At 60.3% G+C, this 23,558-nt stretch carries 22 protein-coding genes; 8 read left to right on the forward strand and 14 right to left on the reverse strand.

Annotated elements, in window-relative coordinates; genetic code table 11:
- Positions 1 to 26: 26 nt before the first annotated feature.
- The 3 genes from CKO36_RS09025 to CKO36_RS09035 form a co-directional block, all read right to left on the reverse strand.
- On the reverse strand, positions 27 to 845 hold the full coding sequence (locus CKO36_RS09025; RefSeq protein ID WP_200283683.1) for an IS982 family transposase: 819 nt from the start codon (positions 843 to 845) through the stop codon (positions 27 to 29).
- 214 nt (positions 846 to 1,059) lie between these two features.
- Complete coding sequence (locus CKO36_RS09030; protein ID WP_200283684.1) at positions 1,060 to 2,385, reverse strand: vWA domain-containing protein; 1,326 nt, start codon at positions 2,383 to 2,385, stop codon at positions 1,060 to 1,062.
- 14 nt (positions 2,386 to 2,399) lie between these two features.
- A complete protein-coding gene (locus CKO36_RS09035) occupies positions 2,400 to 3,446 on the reverse strand; it encodes an AAA family ATPase (protein WP_200283685.1) in 1,047 nt (348 codons plus the stop codon).
- A 322-nt stretch (positions 3,447 to 3,768) separates the two neighbouring features.
- On the opposite strand from CKO36_RS09035, the gene CKO36_RS09040 reads away from it, so the two are divergent.
- From CKO36_RS09040 to CKO36_RS09050, 3 genes are all read left to right on the forward strand, one after another.
- Entirely contained in the window at positions 3,769 to 3,966 is a 198-nt protein-coding gene (locus CKO36_RS09040; RefSeq protein WP_200283686.1) for an Alvin_2107 family globule sulfur oxidation protein, read from the forward strand.
- Between the two features lie 351 nt (positions 3,967 to 4,317).
- Positions 4,318 to 5,229, forward strand: a complete 912-nt coding sequence (locus CKO36_RS09045; RefSeq protein ID WP_242469486.1) for a DNA ligase — start codon at positions 4,318 to 4,320, stop codon at positions 5,227 to 5,229.
- A gap of 18 nt (positions 5,230 to 5,247) precedes the next feature.
- On the forward strand, positions 5,248 to 7,773 hold the full coding sequence (locus tag CKO36_RS09050; protein WP_200283690.1) for a type IA DNA topoisomerase: 2,526 nt from the start codon (positions 5,248 to 5,250) through the stop codon (positions 7,771 to 7,773).
- A gap of 48 nt (positions 7,774 to 7,821) precedes the next feature.
- Here the strand turns inward: CKO36_RS09050 and CKO36_RS09055 are convergent, their stop codons facing one another.
- From CKO36_RS09055 to CKO36_RS09070, 4 genes are all read right to left on the reverse strand, one after another.
- Positions 7,822 to 8,124 carry a hypothetical protein gene (locus CKO36_RS09055; RefSeq protein ID WP_200283692.1) on the reverse strand — a complete coding sequence of 101 codons (303 nt, stop codon included), beginning with the start codon at positions 8,122 to 8,124 and terminating at the stop codon, positions 7,822 to 7,824.
- Positions 8,125 to 8,129: 5 nt separating this feature from the next.
- Complete coding sequence (locus CKO36_RS09060) at positions 8,130 to 9,215, reverse strand: AI-2E family transporter (RefSeq protein ID WP_200283694.1); 1,086 nt, start codon at positions 9,213 to 9,215, stop codon at positions 8,130 to 8,132.
- Between the two features lie 71 nt (positions 9,216 to 9,286).
- Entirely contained in the window at positions 9,287 to 11,518 is a 2,232-nt protein-coding gene (gene ptsP / locus CKO36_RS09065; RefSeq protein WP_200283696.1) for a phosphoenolpyruvate--protein phosphotransferase, read from the reverse strand.
- 89 nt (positions 11,519 to 11,607) lie between these two features.
- Positions 11,608 to 12,222, reverse strand: a complete 615-nt coding sequence (locus CKO36_RS09070) for an RNA pyrophosphohydrolase (RefSeq protein ID WP_200283698.1) — start codon at positions 12,220 to 12,222, stop codon at positions 11,608 to 11,610.
- A 146-nt stretch (positions 12,223 to 12,368) separates the two neighbouring features.
- Here CKO36_RS09070 and CKO36_RS09075 point away from each other — a divergent pair, with 146 nt between their 5' ends.
- The 5 genes from CKO36_RS09075 (at position 12,369) to CKO36_RS09095 (ending at position 16,474) form a co-directional block, all read left to right on the forward strand.
- On the forward strand, positions 12,369 to 13,034 hold the full coding sequence (locus CKO36_RS09075) for a histidinol-phosphatase (protein ID WP_200283766.1): 666 nt from the start codon (positions 12,369 to 12,371) through the stop codon (positions 13,032 to 13,034).
- A gap of 112 nt (positions 13,035 to 13,146) precedes the next feature.
- The gene (locus CKO36_RS09080) at positions 13,147 to 13,926 is read left to right on the forward strand and encodes a GNAT family N-acetyltransferase (protein WP_200283768.1); all 780 of its coding nucleotides are present in this window, start codon (positions 13,147 to 13,149) and stop codon (positions 13,924 to 13,926) included.
- A gap of 27 nt (positions 13,927 to 13,953) precedes the next feature.
- Complete coding sequence (locus CKO36_RS09085; protein WP_338053445.1) at positions 13,954 to 14,754, forward strand: lysophospholipid acyltransferase family protein; 801 nt, start codon at positions 13,954 to 13,956, stop codon at positions 14,752 to 14,754.
- Positions 14,751 to 15,968: a glycosyltransferase family 4 protein gene (locus tag CKO36_RS09090; RefSeq protein ID WP_200283699.1), complete on the forward strand. Its 1,218-nt coding sequence runs from the start codon at positions 14,751 to 14,753 to the stop codon at positions 15,966 to 15,968. Before CKO36_RS09085 ends, CKO36_RS09090 begins: the two co-directional genes overlap by 4 nt.
- Positions 15,944 to 16,474: a phosphatase PAP2 family protein gene (locus tag CKO36_RS09095; RefSeq protein WP_200283700.1), complete on the forward strand. Its 531-nt coding sequence runs from the start codon at positions 15,944 to 15,946 to the stop codon at positions 16,472 to 16,474. Before CKO36_RS09090 ends, CKO36_RS09095 begins: the two co-directional genes overlap by 25 nt.
- A 21-nt stretch (positions 16,475 to 16,495) precedes the next feature.
- Here the strand turns inward: CKO36_RS09095 and hemN are convergent, their stop codons facing one another.
- From hemN to htpG, 7 genes are all read right to left on the reverse strand, one after another.
- Complete coding sequence (gene hemN / locus CKO36_RS09100) at positions 16,496 to 17,920, reverse strand: oxygen-independent coproporphyrinogen III oxidase (protein ID WP_200283701.1); 1,425 nt, start codon at positions 17,918 to 17,920, stop codon at positions 16,496 to 16,498.
- A 46-nt stretch (positions 17,921 to 17,966) separates the two neighbouring features.
- Positions 17,967 to 18,926 (reverse strand): 50S ribosomal protein L3 N(5)-glutamine methyltransferase, encoded by a 960-nt coding sequence (gene prmB, locus CKO36_RS09105; protein ID WP_200283702.1) that lies wholly within the window; start codon positions 18,924 to 18,926, stop codon positions 17,967 to 17,969.
- Between the two features lie 140 nt (positions 18,927 to 19,066).
- Positions 19,067 to 19,537 carry an Rrf2 family transcriptional regulator gene (locus tag CKO36_RS09110; RefSeq protein ID WP_200283703.1) on the reverse strand — a complete coding sequence of 157 codons (471 nt, stop codon included), beginning with the start codon at positions 19,535 to 19,537 and terminating at the stop codon, positions 19,067 to 19,069.
- Positions 19,538 to 19,676: 139 nt separating this feature from the next.
- A complete protein-coding gene (locus CKO36_RS09115) occupies positions 19,677 to 20,192 on the reverse strand; it encodes a DUF1249 domain-containing protein (protein WP_338053446.1) in 516 nt (171 codons plus the stop codon).
- Positions 20,193 to 20,199: 7 nt separating this feature from the next.
- Positions 20,200 to 20,577, reverse strand: coding sequence for a thioredoxin (gene trxA, locus CKO36_RS09120; protein ID WP_200283704.1), 378 nt, complete (start codon positions 20,575 to 20,577; stop codon positions 20,200 to 20,202).
- A 163-nt stretch (positions 20,578 to 20,740) separates the two neighbouring features.
- Positions 20,741 to 21,406: an adenylate kinase gene (adk, locus tag CKO36_RS09125; protein WP_200283705.1), complete on the reverse strand. Its 666-nt coding sequence runs from the start codon at positions 21,404 to 21,406 to the stop codon at positions 20,741 to 20,743.
- Between the two features lie 153 nt (positions 21,407 to 21,559).
- Positions 21,560 to 23,527: a molecular chaperone HtpG gene (gene htpG, locus CKO36_RS09130; protein ID WP_200283707.1), complete on the reverse strand. Its 1,968-nt coding sequence runs from the start codon at positions 23,525 to 23,527 to the stop codon at positions 21,560 to 21,562.
- Positions 23,528 to 23,558: the final 31 nt, after the last annotated feature.

The raw sequence follows: 23,558 nt of genomic DNA on the forward strand, positions 1-23,558 counted from the left end.
TAACCCAAGTTGCCACCTTGGCTGATTCAGAAAAGGAAATTGAGGCTACAGGCCAGGATAAAGAATGCTGTCTTGAGTTCAAAACCGGCAGCGGTCACGCTGTGGATATGTTTGGGTAGCAATCGTTCGATGAGGCTCCCTGTGGTTTCCACGGCATGACGCGCGGAGGACATCAAATACGTCAGTGGCGGTTCGTGGGGACGCTTGGAGTTTTTCTTGCGAAGCGGCTGCAGATGTAAACCGGCATCCTCCAGAAGATCTTCATAGTCGTAGTCATTATAAGCTTTATCGCCCGTGATGGTCGCCTGATCCGGGAGATCGAAGACATATTGTTTCAATGCTTTGGCGTCGCTGTCAGCGCCGGGTGTCAGAAAAAACTCGACAGGTTGTCCTTGGACCGTGACCAGGAGGTGGATTTTTAATCCATAGAAATAGCGGCGTTTGCTCGCCTGGTAGCCGCGCCACGCTTCGCCTTGATAACGACGACAGCGACGAATCCGGATGTTGTCGCAGACCGGGAGCGGGAAGCTGTCGATGATATAGAGATTTTCGGTGTTTAATTGATGCCCTAAGCTAGCTAAAACATGAAACAATGGCCCCACGAACGGCTCACAACGATGGAGACGGCGCACGAAGCGACTGGCACTGAGCCGACGTGGGAGATAGCCCGTTTCATGCAGAAACCGATGGGCTCGCTTAAAGTATCCGCCAAACTCAAGGGCGGCGACCAACGCGGTGGTGAGAATTTCCGCATCGGAGACCTGACACTGTGGATCTTCACGATGACCGAGTGCTTTCAACAGATCGTCACAAAGGCAGTATACGAATATAATCTTTGTGTCCATCGGGGTTCCTCGCCAGTCGTTGTGCAGTAGGGGTACTTACAACGCTAGCAAACTCCGATGGACGCCAGCTTATCAAGGTGGCAACTTGGGTTATTTTACTGAGAATAAGGTGTCGTTACCTATGGGGTGCAACGCAGAAATTCGAGCTTAACTTACTGTTTTAGGTAAATTAAAAAACCACGGAAAATCCTAGAGAGCCGGTCTTTTTTCAGGCTCAATTCAGCTGAATGCGTTCACCCCAAGGTACTGGGGCGCGCCCCTTGACCAGCCAGAGCACCGGAAATGCCGGAGCTGCCGGCGGGAAAGTCCCCTGGGCATCGGTGAAGTACAGCAGCAAATCCGGCTGGCGCCCCTGGCTGGACAGCCACTCGAACACGGGTACAAAGCTGGTGCCGCCCTGCCCCGGCAGCATGGCCGGACGGCAAAACGTCTCCCAAGGCTCAAACTCGAAGGGCGCGCCGGGACTGAGTTGCGCGTCGCAGGGCAGCAGGGTCACACGGGCGCGAATCTGGCCTTTTAGGGCATCGATCTCAGTGATGAATTCCTCCATCTCCTGATCCCGGATTGAGCCCGAGGTGTCGAGCCCCACCACCAGATCCAGCTGTTCGCTGCGCAGTCGCGGCAGAATAAACTCGCCTTCGCGGCGCGACGGACGTGCATAGCTGTAATCATCGCGTGCCAAAGCGCTCATATAGCGCGCCAGCAAATTGCGCCAGGGCAGCTGGGGTTGCAGCAGATGATCGATCAGCCGACGCAGTTCGCCGCTGAGTTTGCCGGCCTGAATCGCCTGCTGGGCAGCTCCGGCCAGGCGCTGCGGCCACTGCACTGCCAGCTGTTCGCGTTCCTGCGCGCTCAGCGGTGGCGGGGTGTCAACGAAGCCGTTCTCGGCAGGTGCAGCCGCCGGGGTGGTCTGGTCGCCAACACCGTCCTGAGGCTGTTCTCCCGCGCCGGACGCCCCGCTCGGGGTTTGATCAGATTGGGATCCTTGCGAGCGCTGACGCTCGCTCAGATCGCGCTCGTTCAGCCCCTGGCCGCGCCCGCCAGCCTGGCTGTCGCTGTCCTGATCGTAGGCATGGGTATCGAGCGTCTCGGAGGTATCGTTATCTTGAATCAGCGGATAAATTTCCTCCGCCGTCAGGCCAAAATAAGCCGGCATATAGAGTGCATTTGGCGGTGGTTGCAGCCCCTCATCAATCAGCAGCGGATTGATCGCATAATCGCAGGCCAGATCCCACCTGTGCCGCACCCGGTGCTGGCGCCGCGCGAAGTGCGACAGCGCGCAATGCAGCGCCTCGTGTGCCAGCATAAATTGCGTCTCGGCTAGGCTGAGTGCGGCGATGTACTCAGGATTGTAGTAAAAAGCCCGGGCATCGGTGGCCGTGGTTGGACACCAGTCGGGTTTGGCAGCGCGCAATGGCAGACGCAGCACCAGAGAACCCAAAAAGGGCTTGTCCAGAATCAACCGGGTGCGCGCCGCCGCCAGCTTGGTCTCCAGGGCCGGCGCATCATACCCGGCCGGGGTGGCATGCCTGTCGGACATTACTGACTCCGTGCTCAGTCAAACAGCATCACATCGGCCACCGCCTGCGCCCACTCGGCAAAGGCGGGCACTGCAAAGAGATCATTCCCCAGGGCGCGGTGCAGATCGGACACTAGCATGACCCCCATCTCGCGCGAGGCGAACCGTCCAGCATAGGTCAGAATATGCCCCAGCGCCTCGCTCCCGCCACCGGGTTGCTCGCGCGCTCGGATTGCGCGCCCCACCAGGGCGGCGGCTACGGCATATTGCAGGTCAATGGCGCTGGGCACCGGTACCGCTTCGCCACGCACAATGGCCTCGAGATCCGGCATCTGATCCAGACTGTCAATAAAGGCGGTCAGCTCAATGCCCGCCGCCGGCCCGACGCAGGCTTGCAAGCAGCCTTGCAGCAGTTCGTGGTCATGCTGAAATTTTTGCAGCGCGCGATGGGCAAACTCCCAGGAACGCGGCGACGGAAAGGCCATGGGCTGATGCGCCGGATCAAAGTCAAACAAGAGCTCCGGACGAAAGCGCACGAAGCCGATAATGCGCTCATCCATGCCAGCCGCGTAGGCCCAGGTCACCCAGTCATCCAGATGGGTCTCGACCTCAAAATGCGCAAAACGATTGGCCAGCGGCGCGGGCATGGCATAGGTCACACCGCGATCGCCCTGGCGATTGCCAGCAGCCACGATGGCCCAGTGCTTTGGCACCTGATACTCGCCCAGGCGTCGGTCGAGAATCAATTGATAGGCGGCGGCTGATACCGAGGGCGGAGCCGAGGTGATCTCATCGAGAAACAAAATCCCCGCCGGGCCATGGCGTTCGACACTCGGCAGCAATGCAGGCACCGCCCACTCAACGCTGTTTTGGTTGCGAAACGGAATACCGCGTAAATCGCTTGGCTCCATCTGCGACAGGCGAATATCGATCATCGGTGCCTGGTGCCGAGCGGCCACCTGGGCCACCATTTGTGATTTCCCCACTCCAGGCGGCCCCCACAGCATGGTCGGGGTATGGTGGCCGGCAGCGGTACTGGTGTATTCGCGATCAAGGATTTTCAGCAGATAGGCAGGGCGCATAGGCTCGATCCGGGTTTGGGGGTTCGCGGCGGTTGCGGGTTGTGCAGCATGACTTGCCAGAGCACAAAATTGGAGCGCGTAAGCGACTTCACAAGACAGTGGCTGGCCAGCCAAGATCCGATGACAGCGACCCTGAATCGCAAAGGTGACAGCTATTAGAAAAATGCAGTATTCTAATCAGCTATCCTCCGCGCCTGGTGTTTGGCCTCGGCCAGCGCGCCAAGGTGTGCGGCGTCTGCACCACAGGCGCCGTCTGGTCAGAGGATGCCCCATCGAAATCGATACGCGAAGACCATAAGCTAGCAGTCCTGGAGATGAGGATATGAACCAGTTCTATTACGACGCAGTCACCAAGATGGAGCAGCTCGGCACCGATGACGAGTATATCCAGGGTTGGCAATGCGGCTTCCTGCAAAATCCCAAGCGCGAAGAACAGCGCATCACTGAAGCCTACGACGCCGGCTATGCCGACGGCGAGGAAAAAACCACTGACAACTTCGAAAAATGGGTCAAAAGCTAAGGCAGCGCGCCTAAGGTTTTTGTTCCAGCAGGCCCGGGACGCAGCTTCGGCCGCGCCTGGCGCCCTGCCCTCAAAGGGCACTCCAGCCCGGTTCCATCGATCCCACCGATGAGCGATAACAGCTAGCTGAAGCAGCTGATTCTGCTGCGCAATGATCCATCCAAGGTGTCAGCGGTGCGCGCTGCGGCCATGTGCGGCGACGTCGATGCTTAATGCGGCCTCAATCCGGCATCCCAATACAGCGCAAACCACTTGATCTCGTGTAATATGCGGCCTTTCCGAACCGCTTCTGTGCTGCTATTCACTGCTATGTTGTTCGCCGCTTCCTTTCCAAGCCCAGGACTCAGATGCTTGCGCAGCCACCTTGGCCTGCTAGCGTTTCTGTTCATCGCCCCAACGCTCCTGTGCCAGGCCGACGACGCCCCGCCGGCCTCACATACCGCAGTTCCTCCTGTCACAACCGCCGCCCAGCTGCCCGCACCACCGGCGCTGATGCTGGCCAAATCGCTGGATCCGGACGCCGAACTGGGCACCGAGATTACCCACTATTGGGTCAGCGAGAAACTCGACGGAGTGCGCGCCCGCTGGGACGGCTCGCGCCTGATCAGTCGCGGTGGTCATCTGATCCGCGCCCCGGAAGGCTTTACTGCGGGCTTCCCCAAGGTCGCGCTCGATGGTGAACTGTGGCTCGGACGTGGCACCTTCGCGCGCATGTCCGGCCTAGCCCGCCGCCTAGAGCCGGATGCAGAGGCTTGGCGCGAAGTCCGCTTCATGGTGTTTGATCTGCCGATGCGGGATGCGCCCTTCACGCAGCGACTGAACGAACTCCAGCGCCTGTTCAGCCACACAACAGCTCCGCACCTTGCGCTGATCGAACAGTTTCGCGTCGCCAACCAGGCCGAGTTGATGGCTCGCCTGCATGCCGTGGAGCAGGCGGGCGGCGAAGGGCTGATGCTGCACCATGAAGATGCGCTGTATCGCATTGGGCGCTCATCCCAACTGCTCAAGGTCAAATCCGTGCAGGATGCCGAAGCGCGGGTACTGGCCCATGAGCCCGGGCGCGGTAAATATACCGGCCTGCTCGGCGCCCTGCTGGTCGAGGACGACCAGGGGCGACGCTTCCGCATCGGCACCGGCTTCAGCGACGCCGAGCGACGCAACCCGCCCCCCATTGGCAGCACCATCACGTTTCAGTACCAGGGCGAGACCACAACCGGCCTGCCCCGTTTCGCACGTTATCTACGTGTGCGTGAGCCGGAATAGGCGTATCAGCCTGATGCGATGACCACCCTGATCCTGGCCGAAAAACCCAGCGTGGCGCGCGACATCGGCAAAGTCCTGGGCGCTACATCCCGCCGCGAGGGTTTTCTGGAAGGACGGGGTTATCGTATTACCTGGGCACTTGGGCATCTGGTGCATTTTGCGGAACCGGATGACTATGGACCGGACTGGGCCGGGCGTTGGTCGTTGCAGCAATTGCCGATGATTCCGTCACGATGGCGTTTGCGCACAGACAAGAAAACGGCCGATCAGTTTAAGATCGTCAAGGCATTGCTGAATGCGTCGGAGACGGAACGCGTGGTATGCGCGACCGATGCCGGGCGCGAAGGCGAGGCGATTTTCCGCCTCATCTATCAGCACGCCCGCTGCACCAAACCGGTTGAGCGGCTGTGGATTTCGAGCCTCACCGATGAGGCTATTCGCGCCGGATTCCAAACCTTGAAGCCCGGCGCGGCCTTTGATCCACTCGCCGCTGCCGCGCGTGCTCGGGCTCAGGCCGACTGGCTGATTGGCATGAACCTGACCCGCGCCTATACCGTGCGCAATCAGGTGCTTTGCACCATCGGGCGGGTGCAGACACCGACGCTGGCGATGATCGTGGCACGCGATGCCGCCATTGCGGCCTTTGTTAAAGCCTATTTTTACGAATTGGTCGCTCATTTGCGCGAGGGCTTCGACGCTCGTCTGAGCCGTGATGGCGAAACGCGCATCGACGATAAGGCCGAGGCCGAGGCGCTGTACGAACAGCTCTCACCCCACCAGACCGGGCTGGTGACGGATCTTAAGCGCAAAGAGCGCCGCCAGCGCCCGCCACCGCTCTATGATCTGACTAATCTGCAACGCGATGCCAACCGGCATTTCGGCTTCACGGCGGCCAAGACGCTGGAGCTGGCCCAGCAGCTCTATGAGCAACACAAGCTGATCAGTTATCCGCGTACCGAAAGTCGCCATATCAGTGAGGACATGCTGCCGCAACTGCCCGGCATTCTGAACGCACTGAGTCATCCGCTGGCAGCGACGGCCCTGGGGCGACTCAATGCTGGTCATCAGCTTAGCAAGGCCTATGTTGACAAAACCCGCCTAACCGATCACCACGCCATTCTGCCCACCCAGATATCGGCGCCAGCGCACCTGTCCGTGCCACTGCGCCAGCTGTATGATCTGGTATGCGCCCGCTTTGTATCTGTCTTTCTGCCCGAACAGCGACTGCTTGACATTCAGGTCAAGCTCGACATCGGTGGCGCCTGCTTCGTCGCCCAGGCGGTGCGGGTGCTCGACCCCGGCTGGAAAGCCGCCGAATACAAGAGCCCCCGCGCTGCGGCCAATGAGCCCCAAGAGGAGCCACCGGCGACTGCGGCCCTGATCGCACTCAGAAAGGGCCAGACGGTGCATGTCACTGGCATGGAAGTGGTCGAAAAGGAAACCCAGGGGCCACGGCCCTATGATGATGCCAGCCTGTTGAATGCGATGAAAAACGCCGGGCGCGAGCTTGAGGACGAAGCTCTGGCCGCCGCCATTAAGGACAGCGGCCTTGGTACCCCGGCCACTCGCGCTGAGATCATCGAAAAGCTAATTCGCACCGGTTATATTGAGCGTCAGCGCAAGCAGCTGCGTGCCACCGACAAAGGCCGCATCCTCAGCGGTCTGGTGGCTGACACCCTGCGTAGCCCGGAATTGACCGCCGACTGGGAGCAGCGTCTCAAGGCCATTGAGCGCGGCGAAGCTGAAGCTGAGGCCTTTGATCAAGACATCCGCGTGTTCGTTGAGGAACTCATTGCGCAGGTCAGCACCAGCGCCACCATGACCGCCGAGCAGATCGCCGCTGTACGCACGGCCACCCCGAAGCGGGCCGGGGGCAAAAGCCGCTCCCGGGTTCAATCCAACGCCCTGGGGTCTTGCCCCATCTGTAAGACTGGTCAGATTACCGCAAACAGCCGCGCCCACGGGTGCAGTCGCTACCAGGAAGGCTGCGGCTTTACGGTGTGGAAGCGCATTGCCGGGCACGCTGTCACCGCCGCTGAGCTCAAGGCATTGATCGACACCGGACACACAGACGTCATCAATGATTTCCAGTCCAAGGCTGGCAAGTCCTTCAGTGCTCGGCTGCGTCTGGATTCAAACGGTCGGGTTGCACTGGACTTCGAGACCAGCCAGGCGGCTGACTCGGCACATCCCGCCGCTGATCCGACAGTCTCCGCATCAACGGCATCCCAGAGCACTCCGGTGGTGCGCCCCAAGTCAGCCGGTCTTGCCCAGTGTCCCAAATGTCAGCAGGGCCAGATCATTCGCGGCCGCCGTGGCTACGGCTGCAACCGCTACCGCGAAGGCTGCGATCTGGTCATCTGGCGCGAGCAGTATGGCATCAGCCTCAGCGAGTCACAGATCCGCGCCCTGCTTGAACAGGGGCAGACCGCGCCCATTGAGGGACTGAGGTTCGCTGACGGACACAGCGGTTGTGGCATCCTGCATCTGCGTGCGGATTTCTCGCTGGATATCAGCGCCTGCGCCGATACCTTGCCACCATGACCATCCAGCGACTGAAGGCCGGTTAGCAGCGGCTAGCGGCAGTGGCTTCTAGCCGGCGGCGTTGCCCTGCGCGCGCTCTTCGTTTTGTAGCGCCCGCTCGGTAATCTCATGATACAGGTTGACGGCACGGGTGTAGAGATCCTGCAAATCCGGGCGTTCATCCACCAGGGTTTTGACCTCCTGCGCATCTTCAAACACACGATGAAGGAAATCCATATCGAAGGTTTCCAGCACCTCGCCCTGATCAACCCGCTCCTTGAGTTCCATGGTGCGCGGCAGGCGAAACTTCTCGAAGCGTTCGAGAAAGGCCATCACTACGCCAGTTTCATCTTGCGACTGTTTGTCGTGCATCGTCGTTACCCTTCAGGTTGATGGATTGGATGCTGAATCCCCAGGTCGGCTTCCAGCGCATCCGCCTGGGGTTCAGGCTCGGGACCGAGCAAAATTGCAACGGGGCGGGTATGCGGGTTGGTGGCCAGCGCAATCTTCAGCGCCATCGTCAGCGGCACCGACAGAAACATACCGCCAACCCCCAGAACATAGCCCCAGAACACCAGGGACAGAAACACCACCAGAGGCGACAGCCCCATGCCGCGTCCCATGATCCGCGGCTCCAGAATGTTGCCCACACCAATGTTAATGACCACAAAGCCGATGGTAGTCATCAGCGCAGCCTCCACGCCGATCTGGACCAGCGCCAGCAGCACGGCCGGCACAGCGGCGATAAAGGAACCGATGGTGGGAACGAAATTTAGCAGAAAGGCAATAATGCCCCACATGAGCGCAAAATCCACTCCAATCACTGCCAGCAGTATCCACACTAAGACCCCAGTTAACAGGCTGGTGCTGGCTTTCAAGGCCATGTAGCGGTTGACTGACTGCATCACCTCCCGTGCCTGGCGGATGGATTGATCCGGCGTGCGTAGCGCCAGGCGCAGTTTGCTGGGCAGACTGTCAGCCTCCAGTAGCACAAAGATAACTGCCACCAACACCAGCATGGCATTCGCCAGAATAGTGCTAAAGCCAGTGGCTAGGGCACGCATCAGCGCCATCACACGCGGCGGGTCGATCAGTGTGCTCATGGCATCATCAGCTAAATCAACACCGTGCGTCTCCACCCACTCTTGCAGCTCCAGGGCGGTATTCATGAGCCGCGTCTGATAACTCGGCAAGCGCTGATTGAAGGTGTTCAGGGAGTCGCTGAAGAAGGTGCCCATGATCGAACCGACCCCCAACAACAGGCCGGCGATCACCAGCATCGCTGCCCAGCGCGGCAGGCCATGCGCCCGCAAAAACCGCAACGGTGCCGCCGCCAGCACAGCAATGAAAATCGATAACAAAAAGGGCGTGACCAGATGCGAAGCGGCGCGCAACCCTGCCACCAGCACCACAAAGGCACCGGCGAGGATCAAAAAACGCCCGGCTGGACTAAAGTCGTTCATAAGAATGTTATTTTTGCCTCCCTCTTGGTGCCAACCGCTGCCAGTGGATCCCTGATGCTGGGCGGCTGGCCTCAGCGTCCGGGGCGGACCAGTCCACCCAGGCCGATGTCATCAAGCGCGGCAATCAGCAGCTTGCGCACCGCCGCGCCGGTATCGCAGCGCAAGGCGTCATTGAGCAATTCGCGGGCGCGCCCACGGCTGAGGCTGCGGATGACGCCTTTGACACGCAGCAGGCTCGCGGCACTCATACTCAAACTATGCACGCCCGCTCCAAGCAGCAGCACCGCACCGAGCGGATCACCCGCCAGCTCACCACAGACGCTGACTTCCTTGCCATGCACGCGAGCGCCGGCAGCAACTTGGGTCAGCGCGCGGAGCACCGCAGGATGCAGGTCATCATACAGTGCCGCCACCCGTGGATTGTTGCGATCCACCGCCAGCAGATACTGAGTCAGGTCGTTAGTGCCCACCGACAGAAAATCCACCCGCCCGGCAAAGGCTTCGGCCTGATAAACGGCGGCCGGCACCTCGATCATCACCCCCACCGGCGGCATCTTGACCGCATGACCCTCGCTGAGCAATTCATTGTAGGCACGTCGAATCATGCGCAACGATTCGTCGATTTCATCCATGGTGGTGATCATCGGCAACAGCAGTTGCAGATTATCCAGCCCGACCGAGGCCAACAGCATGGCCCGCACCTGGGTCATGAAAATTTGCGGATTATCCAGAACGACACGAATGCCGCGCCAGCCCAGAAAGGGGTTGGGTTCTTCGATTGGAAAGTATGACAGCGGCTTGTCGCCGCCAATATCCAACGTGCGGATGGTAACCGTGCGCGGTGTAAAAATCTCTAGAATGCGGCGATACGTATTGTATTGGGAACTCTCACCGGGGAAGCGGTCGCGCACCAGAAAGGGCAGTTCGGTGCGATAGAGCCCCACGCCGGCCGCTTCGTCGCTCCCAGCCGGGAGTTGTTCCGACACCAGGCCGGTATTCAAATAGAGCGGGAAGGAAAAGCCATCGGTGGTCTCGGAGGACAGGCCGCGCAGCGCGTCGAGCTCAGCGGCAAAAGCCTGTTCATCGGAGGCCAGGCGTTCGTACTCGGCACGAATGCTCGGCTCGGGATCGGCATAGGCGCGCCCACGATAGCCATCGACAATGGTATCCAGGCCATCCATGCGGCTCACGGGCAGATCGCTCACCCCCATGGCCGCTGGCAGACCCATGCCGCGCGCCAGGATCGCAATGTGCGACGAGGCCGAGCCGCCGCTGCTGACAATACCGGCCAGGGAATCCGTTGGCACCGCGCTCAACTGCATCACACTGATGTCATCGCCAACGAGAATCGTCTTGGGCGGATAGACCAGCGCTGGCGCACTCTGATTCTGCAAGCGGGTCAGAATCCAGCGCCCCAGGTCGCGCACATCTGAGGCGCGCTCGCGCAGATAGGGATCTTCCATTTGGTCGAACACCGATGTGTGCTCGGCAATGGTGTCGCGCAAGGCCGCCTGCGCCCAGCTGCCGCTCTGGATGCGCTGCAGGGCGCCATCGACCAGGGAGTCGCTTTCCAGCATCATCCGCCAGGCATCGAAGATGGCGCGATCTTCCTGACTGAAGCGGTCACCGATGCGGTCGATCTCGGCGCTGACATCCTTCAGCGCGGCACGAAAAGTATCCGCCTCGGCGGCGGTATCCTCAATGACTTTGTCCGGCACCGCCTCCAGAGTGGCGGGCGGATAAACCACTACAGCGGTGCCAAAACCAATTCCGGGCGAGGCGGCCATGCCAGACAGCACCCGGCTGGGCATCAGATCCTGTTGATGCATACGCCCCAGCTCGATGGCGCCGGCCAATTGCGCCGCGAGCGTGATTACAAAGGTGACCTCGTCATCGCCAAAGCGCCGCGCTTCGCGCTGGCGCAGCACCAGCACACCCAGCACGCGGCGGTTCTGGACAATGGGCACCCCCAGGAACCCGCGAAAGCGATTCTCGCCGGTCTCGGTGATACTCAGATAGCGCGAATGCGTAGAGGCGTCATTCAGACTGACCAGGTCGGCTTTTTCTGCCACCCAGCCCACCAGGCCGCGATTCAGCGGAATGCGCACCTGTCCCACCGCTTCCGGGCGTAAGCCGTCGGTGGCCAGCAGGACGTGCTCGCGATTGCCTGGTTCGGTCAGATAGACTGAGCAGACGTCGGCGCCAACGGCTTCCTTGACGCGGCTGACGATAATATGCAGCGCGTCATCGAGCGACAAGGCGCGATTGACTTCCTGCACAATGCGGCGCAATGACTCAAGCATGCCTGGAACTCCGGTGGCGCTTGAGCGCGACAGGTGAAAAAGAACAACAACAAGAAGGCCGTCGCTGCACGGAAGGCATTCGGGTGGCGCTAACGGCGCTTGTGCGTGCTGATGAGCCGGGGATCGGCGGTCGGGGTGGGCCAGTTGGGCGACGCCGCCGGGCGCGGGGTTAAGGGGCGTTGGCGGGTGAGACCATTGACAGAGCGCGACTGGCGATCACTGCGCAGCTCCGGGTACAGCAGCGGTTGCAGTTCGATCAGCGCCTGCTCATAGACGCGACGTTTGAAGTACACGACCTCGCGCAGCGGGCTCCAGTAGCGCACCCAACGCCAGGCATCGAATTCCGGCTTGGCGGAGGCATCCAGGCAAAATCCATCCTCGCCGCAATCGACCCGTAGCATAAACCACAGTTGCTTTTGACCAATGCAGACCGGGCCGCAACAATGGCGGCGGATAAACCGCTTGGGCAGCCGATAGCGCAGCCAGCTGCGCGTACAGCCAAGGACGGTCACCTGCTGCGGGGTCAGGCCGACTTCTTCGCCCAGTTCGCGAAACATAGCCTCCCGTGGGGTCTCATCCGCCTGGATGCCGCCCTGGGGAAATTGCCAAGCATTCTGTCCAACCCGGCGCCCCCAGAACAGGCGGCGCTCGCCATTGCACAGAATAATGCCAACATTGGGTCTGAAGCCGTCGTGATCGATCAAGCCAGGCCACCTCTTTCAGTCTTGTGAGTATTTTTCCATACTTAGCACAGCAGCGGCAAATCGGCACCCAAGGCGGCCCAAGGCTCGTCTGGGTTTCACCCGACGTTATCTCCGGACTTTCAATGGATCTTTATGAGGACATTCCTGTGCGTCTGACGCTTTTCGATCTCGACAACACTCTGCTGGCTGGTGATTCAGATTATCTCTGGGGACAGCATCTCATTGAGCAGGGAGTGGTCAATGCAGCGGAATACGAGCGCCGCAATAGCGCGTTCTATGCCGATTATCGCAACGGCTGCCTGGATATCGACGCTTTTTTACGCTTTTCGCTCGAACCCCTGCGTGCGCATCCGCTGGAGAAGCTACACGCCTGGCGCGACGCTTTCATGCGCGAGAAAATCGAACCCATTATTCTTGATGACGCGCGCGCACTGATCGAGCGCCACCGCCGCGCCGGCGACCAACTGCTGATTATCACCGCCACCAACCGCTTTGTCACCGCGCCCATTGCCGAGCGCCTTGGCATCAAACAGCTGATCGCTACCGATCCCGAATACATCGACGGGCGCTATACCGGGCGCGTCAGCGGCATACCGGCCTTTCAGCATGGCAAGGTCGAGCGATTGCACCAGTGGCTGCACGCCCAGGGATTGACGCTGGAGGAGAGCTGTTTCTACAGCGACTCCATCAACGATGTGCCGCTGCTGAGCGCCGTCCAGCATCCGGTCGCCGTTGATCCCGACCCGCGCTTAGCCGCTTTGGCTGCCGAGCGCGGCTGGCCGATCCTCTCTCTGCGCAACGGTGCGAACTGAGGGGCGGCGCTGTCATGCGCCTGTCATGACAAGCTCATCATTCTGCAACACTCAGTTGCTAGCCTTCCAGGTTCACCTGTCATTGCGCCATTACATATCGGGTAGCCTCGCCATGGAAGCCACCGCATCTGTCTGTACAAACACGCGCGCAGAGCGTCTGCGTGTCGAATTCGCTGCAAACCGCGCCGCTGTGTTGGAGGCGCTGGCTCTGCGTTATCGCGTATTTGGCTTGGAATTGGGCGCGCAGCTCAAGACGGCCGCCGAACAGCTCGATTATGACGCCTTCGATCATCATTGCCAGCATCTGTTGGTGCGCGATGTTCGCACTGGGCAGGTGGTGGCCTGCACTCGCTTGCTCGACCCGCAGGGCGCGCAACAGCTCGGGCGCTTCTATTCAGCGGGAGAATTCGATCTGGAGCCAATTCTGCGCCTTGATGGGCGCCTCCTGGAGCTTGGGCGCACCTGTGTGGCGCGCGACTATCGCCAAGGCTCAGCCATCGCGGTACTCTGGTCTGGTGTGGCCGATGTTATCCACCGCCAGCAGATTGATTTTCTGTTCGGCTGCGCGAGCATCCCTCTCGGTGAGGGGGACGCGCTAGCCGCCGGTATTATGAATCGCGTGCGCCGCCAGGCCATGACGCCTCCACAGCGGCGCGTGACCCCATATCAGCCGCTGCGGGTCGCAGGATCCGACGTTTCCACACTTGATGCGCCTCTGCCACCCTTGCTCAAAGCCTATATTCGTCTTGGTGCCAAGGCCTGTGGTGAACCATGCCGGGATCCGGATTTTCAGGTCGCGGATGTGCTGATGCTGCTCGACGTACAGGAACTCAATCCCAGCTACTCACGTCACTTTATCCACCGTTCCAGCCAGGCTCACATGAAACACTGACCGCTTATGCCCTGGAGACTCTTGCGCGTGATTGAACATCTGCTCACCGGTGCCCTGATCAGCCTAGTGGTGACAGCCCGGTGTCGCCTGGGTCGGCCCCCTGTCTGGCGCCCCAGGGTGGTGCGCTGGTGGCATGGGCGCTTGTGTCGCATTTTGGCGCTTGATATCCAGGTTTCGGGCCAGGCCGCTGAGCGGGCGTTACTGGTTGCCAATCATATCTCCTGGCTTGATATTCCGGTGTTGGGCGCCCAGGGGCCAATCGGCTTTCTGTCCAAGGCCGAGGTTCGACGCTGGCCGATGATCGGTGGGATGGCAGCGATGGCCGGCACCCTGTTTATCGAACGTGGCGCCAATCGCTTTGCCGAGGCCATCGCCTCCGTGCGCGCGCGCATCCGCAACGGTGCAACTCTAGTCATCTTTGCGGAAGGCACTACCAGCGATGGCACTCAGGTATTGCGCTTCCTGCCGCGCCTGTTTGCGGTGGTGCAAGATCAAGATTCGGTGGATACAGCCTCAGCTGAACCTGAACCGCCACAGCTCCAGCCTGTCGCATTGCGCTATGGTCGCGATATACAGCCAGACCCCGTTGCCCCCTTTATCAACGACGACACCCTGGTGCGGCATCTGTGGCGGGTGCTTAAGAATCCCGGGATTGCGGTGCAGGTCAGCTTTCTGCCAACGATTGATCCTCGGGGGCAGCCACGCCGCGCACTTGCTGATCATGCGCGAACCGCGATACTGGCGGTCTTGCACCACGATAACCCACCGCTTCCGGAGCGTCCGCCGAGCGACTTGGCCATGAGTTTGTCCAGGAGCTGCAAGGCATGACACTTACCAGTTCCCGCGCTTGCCGTCTGATTGTGGTGACTGAAACCTATCCGCCGGAAATCAACGGCGTGGCTAACACCATGGCTCAACTGGTCACTGGGCTTGAACGCCTGGGACACCAGGTGATGCTGGTGCGCCCCTGGCAATCGGGCGACCGGACTGCATCCAACGCTAATCATTCACCCACGCAGCTGTGTCGGGTGCCGGGCTTGCCCATCCCGGGCTATCGTGGCCTACGCTTTGGCCTGCCGGTGGGCGGACGCTTGCGGGCACGCTGGAGGTCATGGCGCCCGCAGGCAGTTTACATCGCTACCCAGGGGCCACTGGGACATATGGCGCTGCGCACCGCCCGTCAGCTCGGCATCCCGGTGTTGACTGGCTTTCACACCCAGTTCCATCAGTACAGCCGCTACTATGGACTGGGACTTTTGATGCGACCCATTATTTATTTGCTGCGACGCTTCCATAATCGCGCCGATGCGACCCTGGTCCCCACCCGGGCATTGCAACAGGAGCTTGAACAGCAAGGTTTTCGTAATTTGCGCGTCTTCAGTCGCGGCGTGGACACCGAGCGATTCTCACCCGCGCGGCGCTGTCGCGAGCAACGCCGCGCCTGGGGCTGCGACGACAACAGCCTCGCGGTGCTCTATGTCGGGCGACTCGCAGCGGAGAAAAATATCGATCTGGCCTTCGCGGCCTATGCAGCCATCGCCGCAACGGGTCGCGACTGCAAATTTATTCTGGTCGGCGACGGACCGGAGCGCGAGCGCCTGGCCCGGCAGCACCCGGATTATATTTTCGCCGGTGCTCAGGTCGGGTTGGCATTGGCCACCCAGTACGCCTCGGCTGACTTGTTTTTGTTCCCAAGCCTGACCGAAACCTTTGGCAATGTGGTCATGGAAGCTATGGCCAGCGGGCTGCCGGTGCTGGCGTTTGACTACGCCGCTGCCAGACAGCATATTCGCTCAGGAAGCAATGGCCTTGTGGTGCCGGTCAATGACGCGGAGGCCTTTATCCGCCACGCCCTGGTTGGAGCGCAGAATCCACTGCATCTGCGCCAGCTGGGACAGGCCGCCCGCGCCAGTGCGACCGCCATGAGCTGGGACCATGTTATCCAGGATCTGGAGCAGGACATACTCACCCTGATACAGCGAAACGGCACAGCGGACTACAACTGCGGAGACAAGCAATGCGCACCTTTTGGCAACGCCTGAGCGATTACGACGCCTACTGGTGCCAGCTTTGGCACCACCGCTCCAGCCAGTACTGGCTGATGCAACGCGGTTTCGCCATTGTCAGCCGGCTTGGCGACGGAGTTTTCTGGTACGCGCTGATCGCCTTTTTTGTTCTCTTTGACGGCCTCGACGGACTTCAGGCCGGTTTGCACATGCTGGCTACTAATGCCGTGGGTTTGGCCCTGTACAAATCGCTCAAGCACGGCACGCGACGCAAGCGCCCCTGTGATGCCGATATTGGCATTCGCGCCGTGATTGCGCCGCTCGACCGGTACAGCTTCCCCTCCGGGCATACTCTGCACGCCGTTGCTTTCTCAACTGTCGCCCTGTATTACTACCCGCATCTGGCCTGGTTGTTGGTACCACTGACGTTGCTGATCGCCGCCTCGCGCGTGGTACTCGGCTTGCATTATCCAAGCGACGTGCTGATGGCCACCGGCATCGGGCTGGGGTTGGGCTATGGGAGCCTGAAACTTTTGCTCTAAAGCCGGGCACCGCCGCTTGGTTCAGATCACTTTCGAAAAACCAACCGGTCCCTGCTTGGCTTCCAGATAAGCATCGAACACCATACAGATGTTGCGGATCAGCAGGCGACCCTTGGGGAGTACGCGGATGCCGGTGGTGTCAGTCTCCAACAGGCCGTCGGCTTCCATGTCCTTGAGCTTGCCGAGACCAGTGGCGAAGTAGTCTGTGAACTTGATGCCCCACTGGCGTTCCACCTCGGCATAGTCGAGCTTGAAGTTGCAGATCAGGCGGGTGATGACATCGCGACGCAGTTCATCGTCGCGATTAAGCTCAATGCCGCGGAATACCGCTAGGCGCCCGGCGTCGATGTCGGCATTGTAGGCTTCCATGTCGCGCTGGTTCTGGCCGTAGGTATTGGCAACCTTGCCGATGGAGGTCACGCCCAGGCCGATCAGGTCGCAGTTGGCGTGGGTGGAGTAGCCCTGGAAGTTGCGGTACAGGGTGCCATTGCGCTGCGCCAGGGCCAGTTCGTCATCCGGGCGCGCAAAGTGATCCATGCCGATGTAGAGCCAGCCGGCCTCGGTCAGGCGCTCGATGGTCAATTGCAGAATATCGAGCTTGACCTGCGGCGGGGGCAGATCCTCGTCCTTGATGCGCCGCTGCGGCGTGAAGCGCGACGGCAGATGGGCGTAGTTGAACACCGACACCCGCTCCGGCGCGGCATCAATGACCTTATCGAGCGTCTTGGCGAACTCATCGGGATTCTGAAACGGCAGGCCGTAGATCAGATCAATGCTGATGGAGCCAAAGCCGGTCTTGCGCGCGGCTTCGAGCACCGCCATGGTCTCGGCCTCGCTCTGGATACGATTGACGGCTTTTTGCACCCGCTCGTCGAAGTCCTGCACGCCCAGACTCATGCGATTGAAGCCCAGCTCGCGCAGCAGCGCGATGGTGTCGGGGCCGGCTTCGCGTGGGTCGATCTCGATTGAATACTCACCGCTGTCATCATCAAGCAGGCGGAAGTGCTTGCGGGTTTCATCCATCAGCTCGCGCATCTGTTGGTGGCTGATGAAGGTTGGGGTGCCACCTCCCCAGTGCAGCTGTTCCACTACCCGGTCATCATCGAAGAGCGCGCTCTGCATGGCCAGCTCGCGGTACAGGCGCCCCAGATAGGGCGTGGCCTGGCTGCGATCCTTGGTGGCGACCTTATTGCAGGCGCAGTAGAAACACAGGGTGTCGCAGAAGGGAATATGAAAATACAGCGACAGCGGATGGCCACTGGCGTTGCTGCGCTCACAGGTGGCGCGGTAGGCGGCCTCATTGAAACCGTCATGGAATTCCACGGCGGTTGGGTAGGAGGTATAGCGCGGACCGCTTTGGTCATAGCGCTTGATCAGGTCGAGATCAAAGACAGTGCGCTGATCGGCCATCTGAGCCTGGGGATTGGTCTGCGGTTGGTCAAGCATGGTTCTGGGTACCTATTGGAATTCTGGACTGCGGCAGGACGTCCGGCTAGAGCGTCGCCAAGGCCTGCGCGAAAGCTGCATGATAGTCGATCAGTTGCTCGCGATGGAGTAGAAAAACGCCGGTGCCACCATGTTCGAATGCCAGCCACAGAAACGGCACTTGCGGCAGACAGGCTTGCAGCACGGACTCGGTGTTGCCGACTTCAACAATCAGGGCGCCCTGTTCGGTCAGATGATCGGGGGCCTCGTGGAGAATGCGCAACACCAGATCCAGCCCCTGCTCTCCGGCGGCAAAGGCCGCCGTGGGTTCATGTGCATATTCGGGTGGCAGTTCGGCCAGTTCGGCGCGTCCGACATAGGGCGGATTGGATAGAATCAGATCGTAGCGACTATCACCCAGCGCGGCGAACAGATCCGAGGCAAACAAGCGCACCCGATCCTCCAGTGCCACCTCGGCGGCCAGACGCTGCAGATTATCCGCCGCCACCCGCAAGGCCGCTGGCGAGCGTTCGGCCAGATCGACCCGCAACCCCGGCTGATGCACGGCAGCCGCCAGGCCAATGCAACCGCTGCCGGCGCACAGGTCCAGCAGACTGGAGATGTGTTCCGGATTCAGCCAGGGTTCAAACTGGTTTTCGATCAGTTCGGCGATGGGCGAGCGCGGGATCATCACCGACGCATCCACCTTAAACTCCAGCCCGGCAAACCAGGCGCGCCCGGTCAGATAAGCGGCTGGAATGCGCTCGTTCACACGCCGCTCCAGCAGGACAATCACCTCGGCACGCTCGCTGGGCGTCAAACGGCAGGGGTGCAGATCGGGCGTTAGCGGCAGATCGAGATGAAGCGCGGCGGCAATCAGCCAGCAGGCTTCATCCACAGCATTGCCAGTACCATGACCGAAATGCAGCTCCGCTTCGCGGAACCGACTGCTGGCCCAGCGGATGAAGTCGCCGATGGTGATCAGATCCTGGGTATCGACCAGTCGATTGGCGCGCGCATGGCTCATGTGTGGCTCACTAGGTTAAGAAAAGCTCCATCGGACTCAGTCGCGCACCATAGCATCCGCCGCTCTCGGCGAAAACCTCTGCCATACCATGGCAACCGGCCAGGATCGCCCACTCCTCAGCACGGGCCGAGTCTCGGGCATCAGGCGGCACGCTGGTGCAGTGGATCCAGCGTCAGCGGAGCCTTGGCGGCCAGGTGCGCGTTGCGCTGACGGCCGCGTTCGACCAGATCCTGCAGGGAGATGTTGCTTAAAAAGCCAAAAATCTCATCACTGAGTTGATCCCACAGGCTGTGCGTCAGGCATTTCTGACCATTGCGACAATTCTCCCGCCCACCGCAGCGGGTAAACTCGACCCATTCATCGACAGCGCAGATGATATCGGCAATGGAAATGTCTCCGGCGTCCTTACCGAGATAGTAGCCGCCACCCGGGCCCCGAACCCCGCGCACCAGGTGTTTGGCGCGCAAGGCGGCGAACAACTGCTCCAGGTAGGACAGCGAAATATCCTGATTGGCGGAAATGTCGGCCAGCGTTACCGGCCGCTGGCCAGCTTGCAGCGCCAGATCCAGCATCGCGGTGACAGCATAGCGGCCCTTGGTGGAAAGTCTCATGAGCATGTACCCCAAAACAGCGCGCCACATTCGGCGCAGTCAATATCCCAGTCTTTAGCTTGGTTTTAGCGGCCGCATTGTCAAGCATGGGCATCAGGAAATTTTTTGGGGCGGTGGTGCGAATCGAGGCGCGCCGGCATCAGGCAGCAGCGGAATCTGTGGCTGGAGCCGGGCGGTGCTCGCGACCGTTGGGGAAAAAGCGATAGTCTTCGCGCACGCAGTAAGCCAGCCATTTGGCCAGGAACCAGTTGGCGTTCCACTTTGAGCGCAAGGTGGCGAGGCGGTCCTCCCCCAGCAGCGGCAGCACCGTCTGGCGCAAGGCAATTACCTCAACCTGTTGGGCATCATGGCAGACTCGCAGGCGGGCATCGGGGTCGGCCTGACCGGCTCCACCCTGAAGTGACGGGAAGCGATACGTCAGGCGCAGCAAGGTGGTGTAGGGCGTCTGCTCAATGACATCGAGATGGAGATCGGTCCCCTGTCCGGGCGCCCGGTGGGCACCTGACAGACGTCGCAGATCGGGCGCCAGGCACAGCAGCAGACGGTAGTTGTCCTCCAGCAGTTCCAGCAAGGCGCCGACTGAGGGGCCAACGCGCAGCCAGGGTGTTGATGTCGAGAGGGGAAGCACAGCAGCACCCGGCAGGCGCGCAGACACCTGGGACTCAGCCGTTGTTGGCCGCCGCCTGTTGCTCGGCCATATCGGCGCGCACCTTGTCCATGTCCAAGGCCTCGGCCTGCGACAACAGATCGCGGAACGGCGCTTCCGGCAGGGCGCCGGCCTGCGAGAAAATAATCACCTGATCGCGGAAAATCATCAGCGTCGGGATAGAGCGAATCTGGAAATGTGCCGCCAGCTGCTGCTCCTGCTCGGTATTGACCTTGGCAAAAACAATGTTGTCGTGATCGTTGGAGACTTTTTCATACACCGGTGCGAACGAGCGGCAGGGGCCGCACCAGGGCGCCCAATAATCAACAACAACGAAAGGGTTTTCTTGTATTGTGGATTCAAAATTCTCGGTTGTCAGTTCGATAACAGCCATCAATAGCTCCCTAAAACAAAATGTAGCATCAACTGTGCAAGTAAGATCGCATGCAGTTTAACAGATCAGAGCCATTGCGACAGTGTGGTTCTGGCGACCCAGCATCGCTCGAACGGCGAGTGATGCTGTTTGCTGACGTCAGGCGTTAGGTGTTCACCACCTGTTAGCCGTTGCAGTGAGCCAGGGCTTGCAGGATACGCTCGCGTATCTCATCAACGCTGCCGATGCCTTCGACCTTGCAATAGCGCGGGGCGTTTTCTCCGCCCTGCTCAGCCCAGGTCGAGTAGTAGTCAATCAGCGGACTGGTCTGCTCATGATACACGCTTAAACGTTTGCGCACGGTGTCTTCCTGATCGTCGTCGCGCTGAATCAGGGGTTCACCGGTGACATCGTCCTTGCCTTCTTCCTTGGGTGGATTAAAGACGACATGGTAGGTGCGCCCGGAGCTGAGATGCACGCGCCGCCCGGACATGCGTCGGATAATCTCTTCATCCGAGACGGCAATTTCGACCACGGCATCGACAAAGACTTCACTCGCCTTCAGCCCATCAGCCTGCGCCAGGGTGCGCGGAAACCCGTCGAACAAAAAGCCGTTCTTGCAGTCGTCTTCAGCGATGCGCTCCTTCACCATGGCCATGATGATGTCATCCGATACCAGGCCGCCCTCATCCATGATGGCCTTGGCCGCCTTGCCCAGCTCGCTGCCGGATTTAACCTGGGCGCGCAGCATGTCGCCGGTGGAGATTTGTGGAATCTGGAAATGCGCGGTGATAAATCCGGCCTGGGTACCCTTGCCCGCACCCGGTCCGCCAAGGAGAATGACACGCATGCTTGGAGCCCTCGTTCAGTGATAGTTGTTAAATAGGGATTTCTAGGCTGCCACAGTGGCGCGGGCGGAGCAAACGGCGGTGTCAGGCTCGGGACTCCAGCCCGAGCCCTGTGCCCCCGCTTGCCGGCCCGGCTCGTGCGGGCAGCGCCGCGTTTAGGCTCCGCTCATAAAGAGCCCCAGCATCAGCTTGTTCAGTCGCCCGACAAAGGCGGCCGGGTCATCCAGCTGACCGCCTTCGGCCAGTTCCGCCTGATCGAGCAGAATCAGGCTTAAATCCGCAAAGCGCGTCTGATCGGATTCGGACTCCAGGCGACGTACCAGTGGATGGTCGAGATTGACCTCCAGAATCGGCTTGCTTGACGGGGCATCCTGCCCGACGGATTTCAGCACGCGCGCCAGATTGGCGCTCATATCATGCTCACCCACCACGATACAGGCCGGGGAATCAACCAGGCGGCTGGAGGCGCGTACGGATTCAACCCGCTCGCTGAGTGCATCCTTCAACCGCTTGAACAGATCCTCGTGTTCCTTAGCGGCCTGCTCGGTCTTTTCCTTTTCCTCCTTGGCGCCGATTTCACCCAGATCCAACTCGCCCTTGGTGACTGATTGCAGATGCTTGCCTTTGTACTCGCTCAGGTGCGAGACCAACCACTCATCGACTCGATCAGACAGCAGCAGCACCTCGATTTCCTTCTTGCGGAACATCTCCAGGTGCGGACTGTGGCGTGCGGCGGCCGGGCTGTCGGCAGTGATGTAGTAGATCTTGTCCTGACCTTCTTTCATGCGCTCGATGTAGGTATCGAGCGAGGTGTCCTGAGCGTCGCCTTCGCCCACCGTGGTGGAGAAGCGCAGCAGGCCGGCGATACGCTCGCGGTTGGCGAAATCCTCGCCCGGGCCTTCCTTGATGACCCGGCCAAATTCCTTCCAGAAGGTCTGATACTGCTCGGGTTCGTCCTTGGCCATGGTTTCCAGCAGGCCGAGCACGCGCTTGACGTTGGCGCCGCGAATGGTGTCGATCTTGCGGTTGTGTTGCAAAATCTCACGCGACACATTGAGCGGCAAATCATTGGAGTCCACCACGCCTTTGACAAAGCGCAGATAATGCGGCAACAGCTTATCGGCCTCGTCCATGATGAAGATGCGCCGCACATAGAGCTTCACGCCATGCTTCTGATCGCGATCCCACAGATCCCAGGGTGCGCGCTTGGGCACAAACAGCAGAGTGGTGTACTCATTGGTGCCCTCGACGCGGTTGTGCGCCCAGGTTAGCGGGTCCTCGAAGTCATGGGAAATGTGCTTGTAGAAGCTCTTGTAGTCATCATCGGAGATGTCCGACTTGTTGCGCATCCACAGTGCTTGGCCGGTATTGACGCGCTCAAACTCGGGCGCCTCGTCCTTGCCTTCCTCCTTGTCCTTGGCCTTTTCCTCATCGCTGCGGAAATCCTGCTTGAGCATTTCCACCGGCACGGCGATGTGATCGGAGAACTTACTGATGATGGAGCGCAGGCGCCAGTCGTCGAGAAATTCCTTCTCGTCGTCTTTCAGGTGCAGGATGACATCGGTGCCGCGTCCGGGCTTCTCCATCGTCTCCAGTGTATAGCTGCCGTGGCCGTCGGATTCCCAGCGCACGCCATGTTCAGCCCCCAGGCCAGCGCGTCGCGAGATCAGCGTGACCTTGTCTGCCACAATAAAGGCCGAATAAAAGCCCACACCAAACTGACCGATCAGGGCACCATCGGCAGCGCTGTCGCTATTGCCGCTGGCATCACCATCCTGACGATCTTTCAGCGCCTCGACAAAGCGCCGGGTGCCGGAGCTGGCGATGCTGCCGATGGTTTCAATCATTTCCTGGCGGCTCAGACCAATGCCATTGTCCGACACCGTCACCGTGCCGGCGTCCTTATCCACCAGCACCCGCACGCGCAGCTCGGGATCGTCCTCAAACAGGCTGGCATCGGTTAGGGATTCAAAGCGCAGCTTCTCCGCTGCATCCGAGGCGTTGGAGATCAGCTCACGCAGGAAAATTTCCTTATTGGAGTAGAGCGAACGGATCACCAGGTCGAGCACCTGGCTGACCTCGGCCTGGAATTCCAGGGTTTCCTTCTGGGTTGCGTCTGTCATGGGTTGGCTTCACCTCTCGGTCATGTTTGAA

It is taken from the genome of Rhabdochromatium marinum, from assembly GCF_016583795.1.
Lineage (GTDB): Bacteria > Pseudomonadota > Gammaproteobacteria > Chromatiales > Chromatiaceae > Rhabdochromatium > Rhabdochromatium marinum.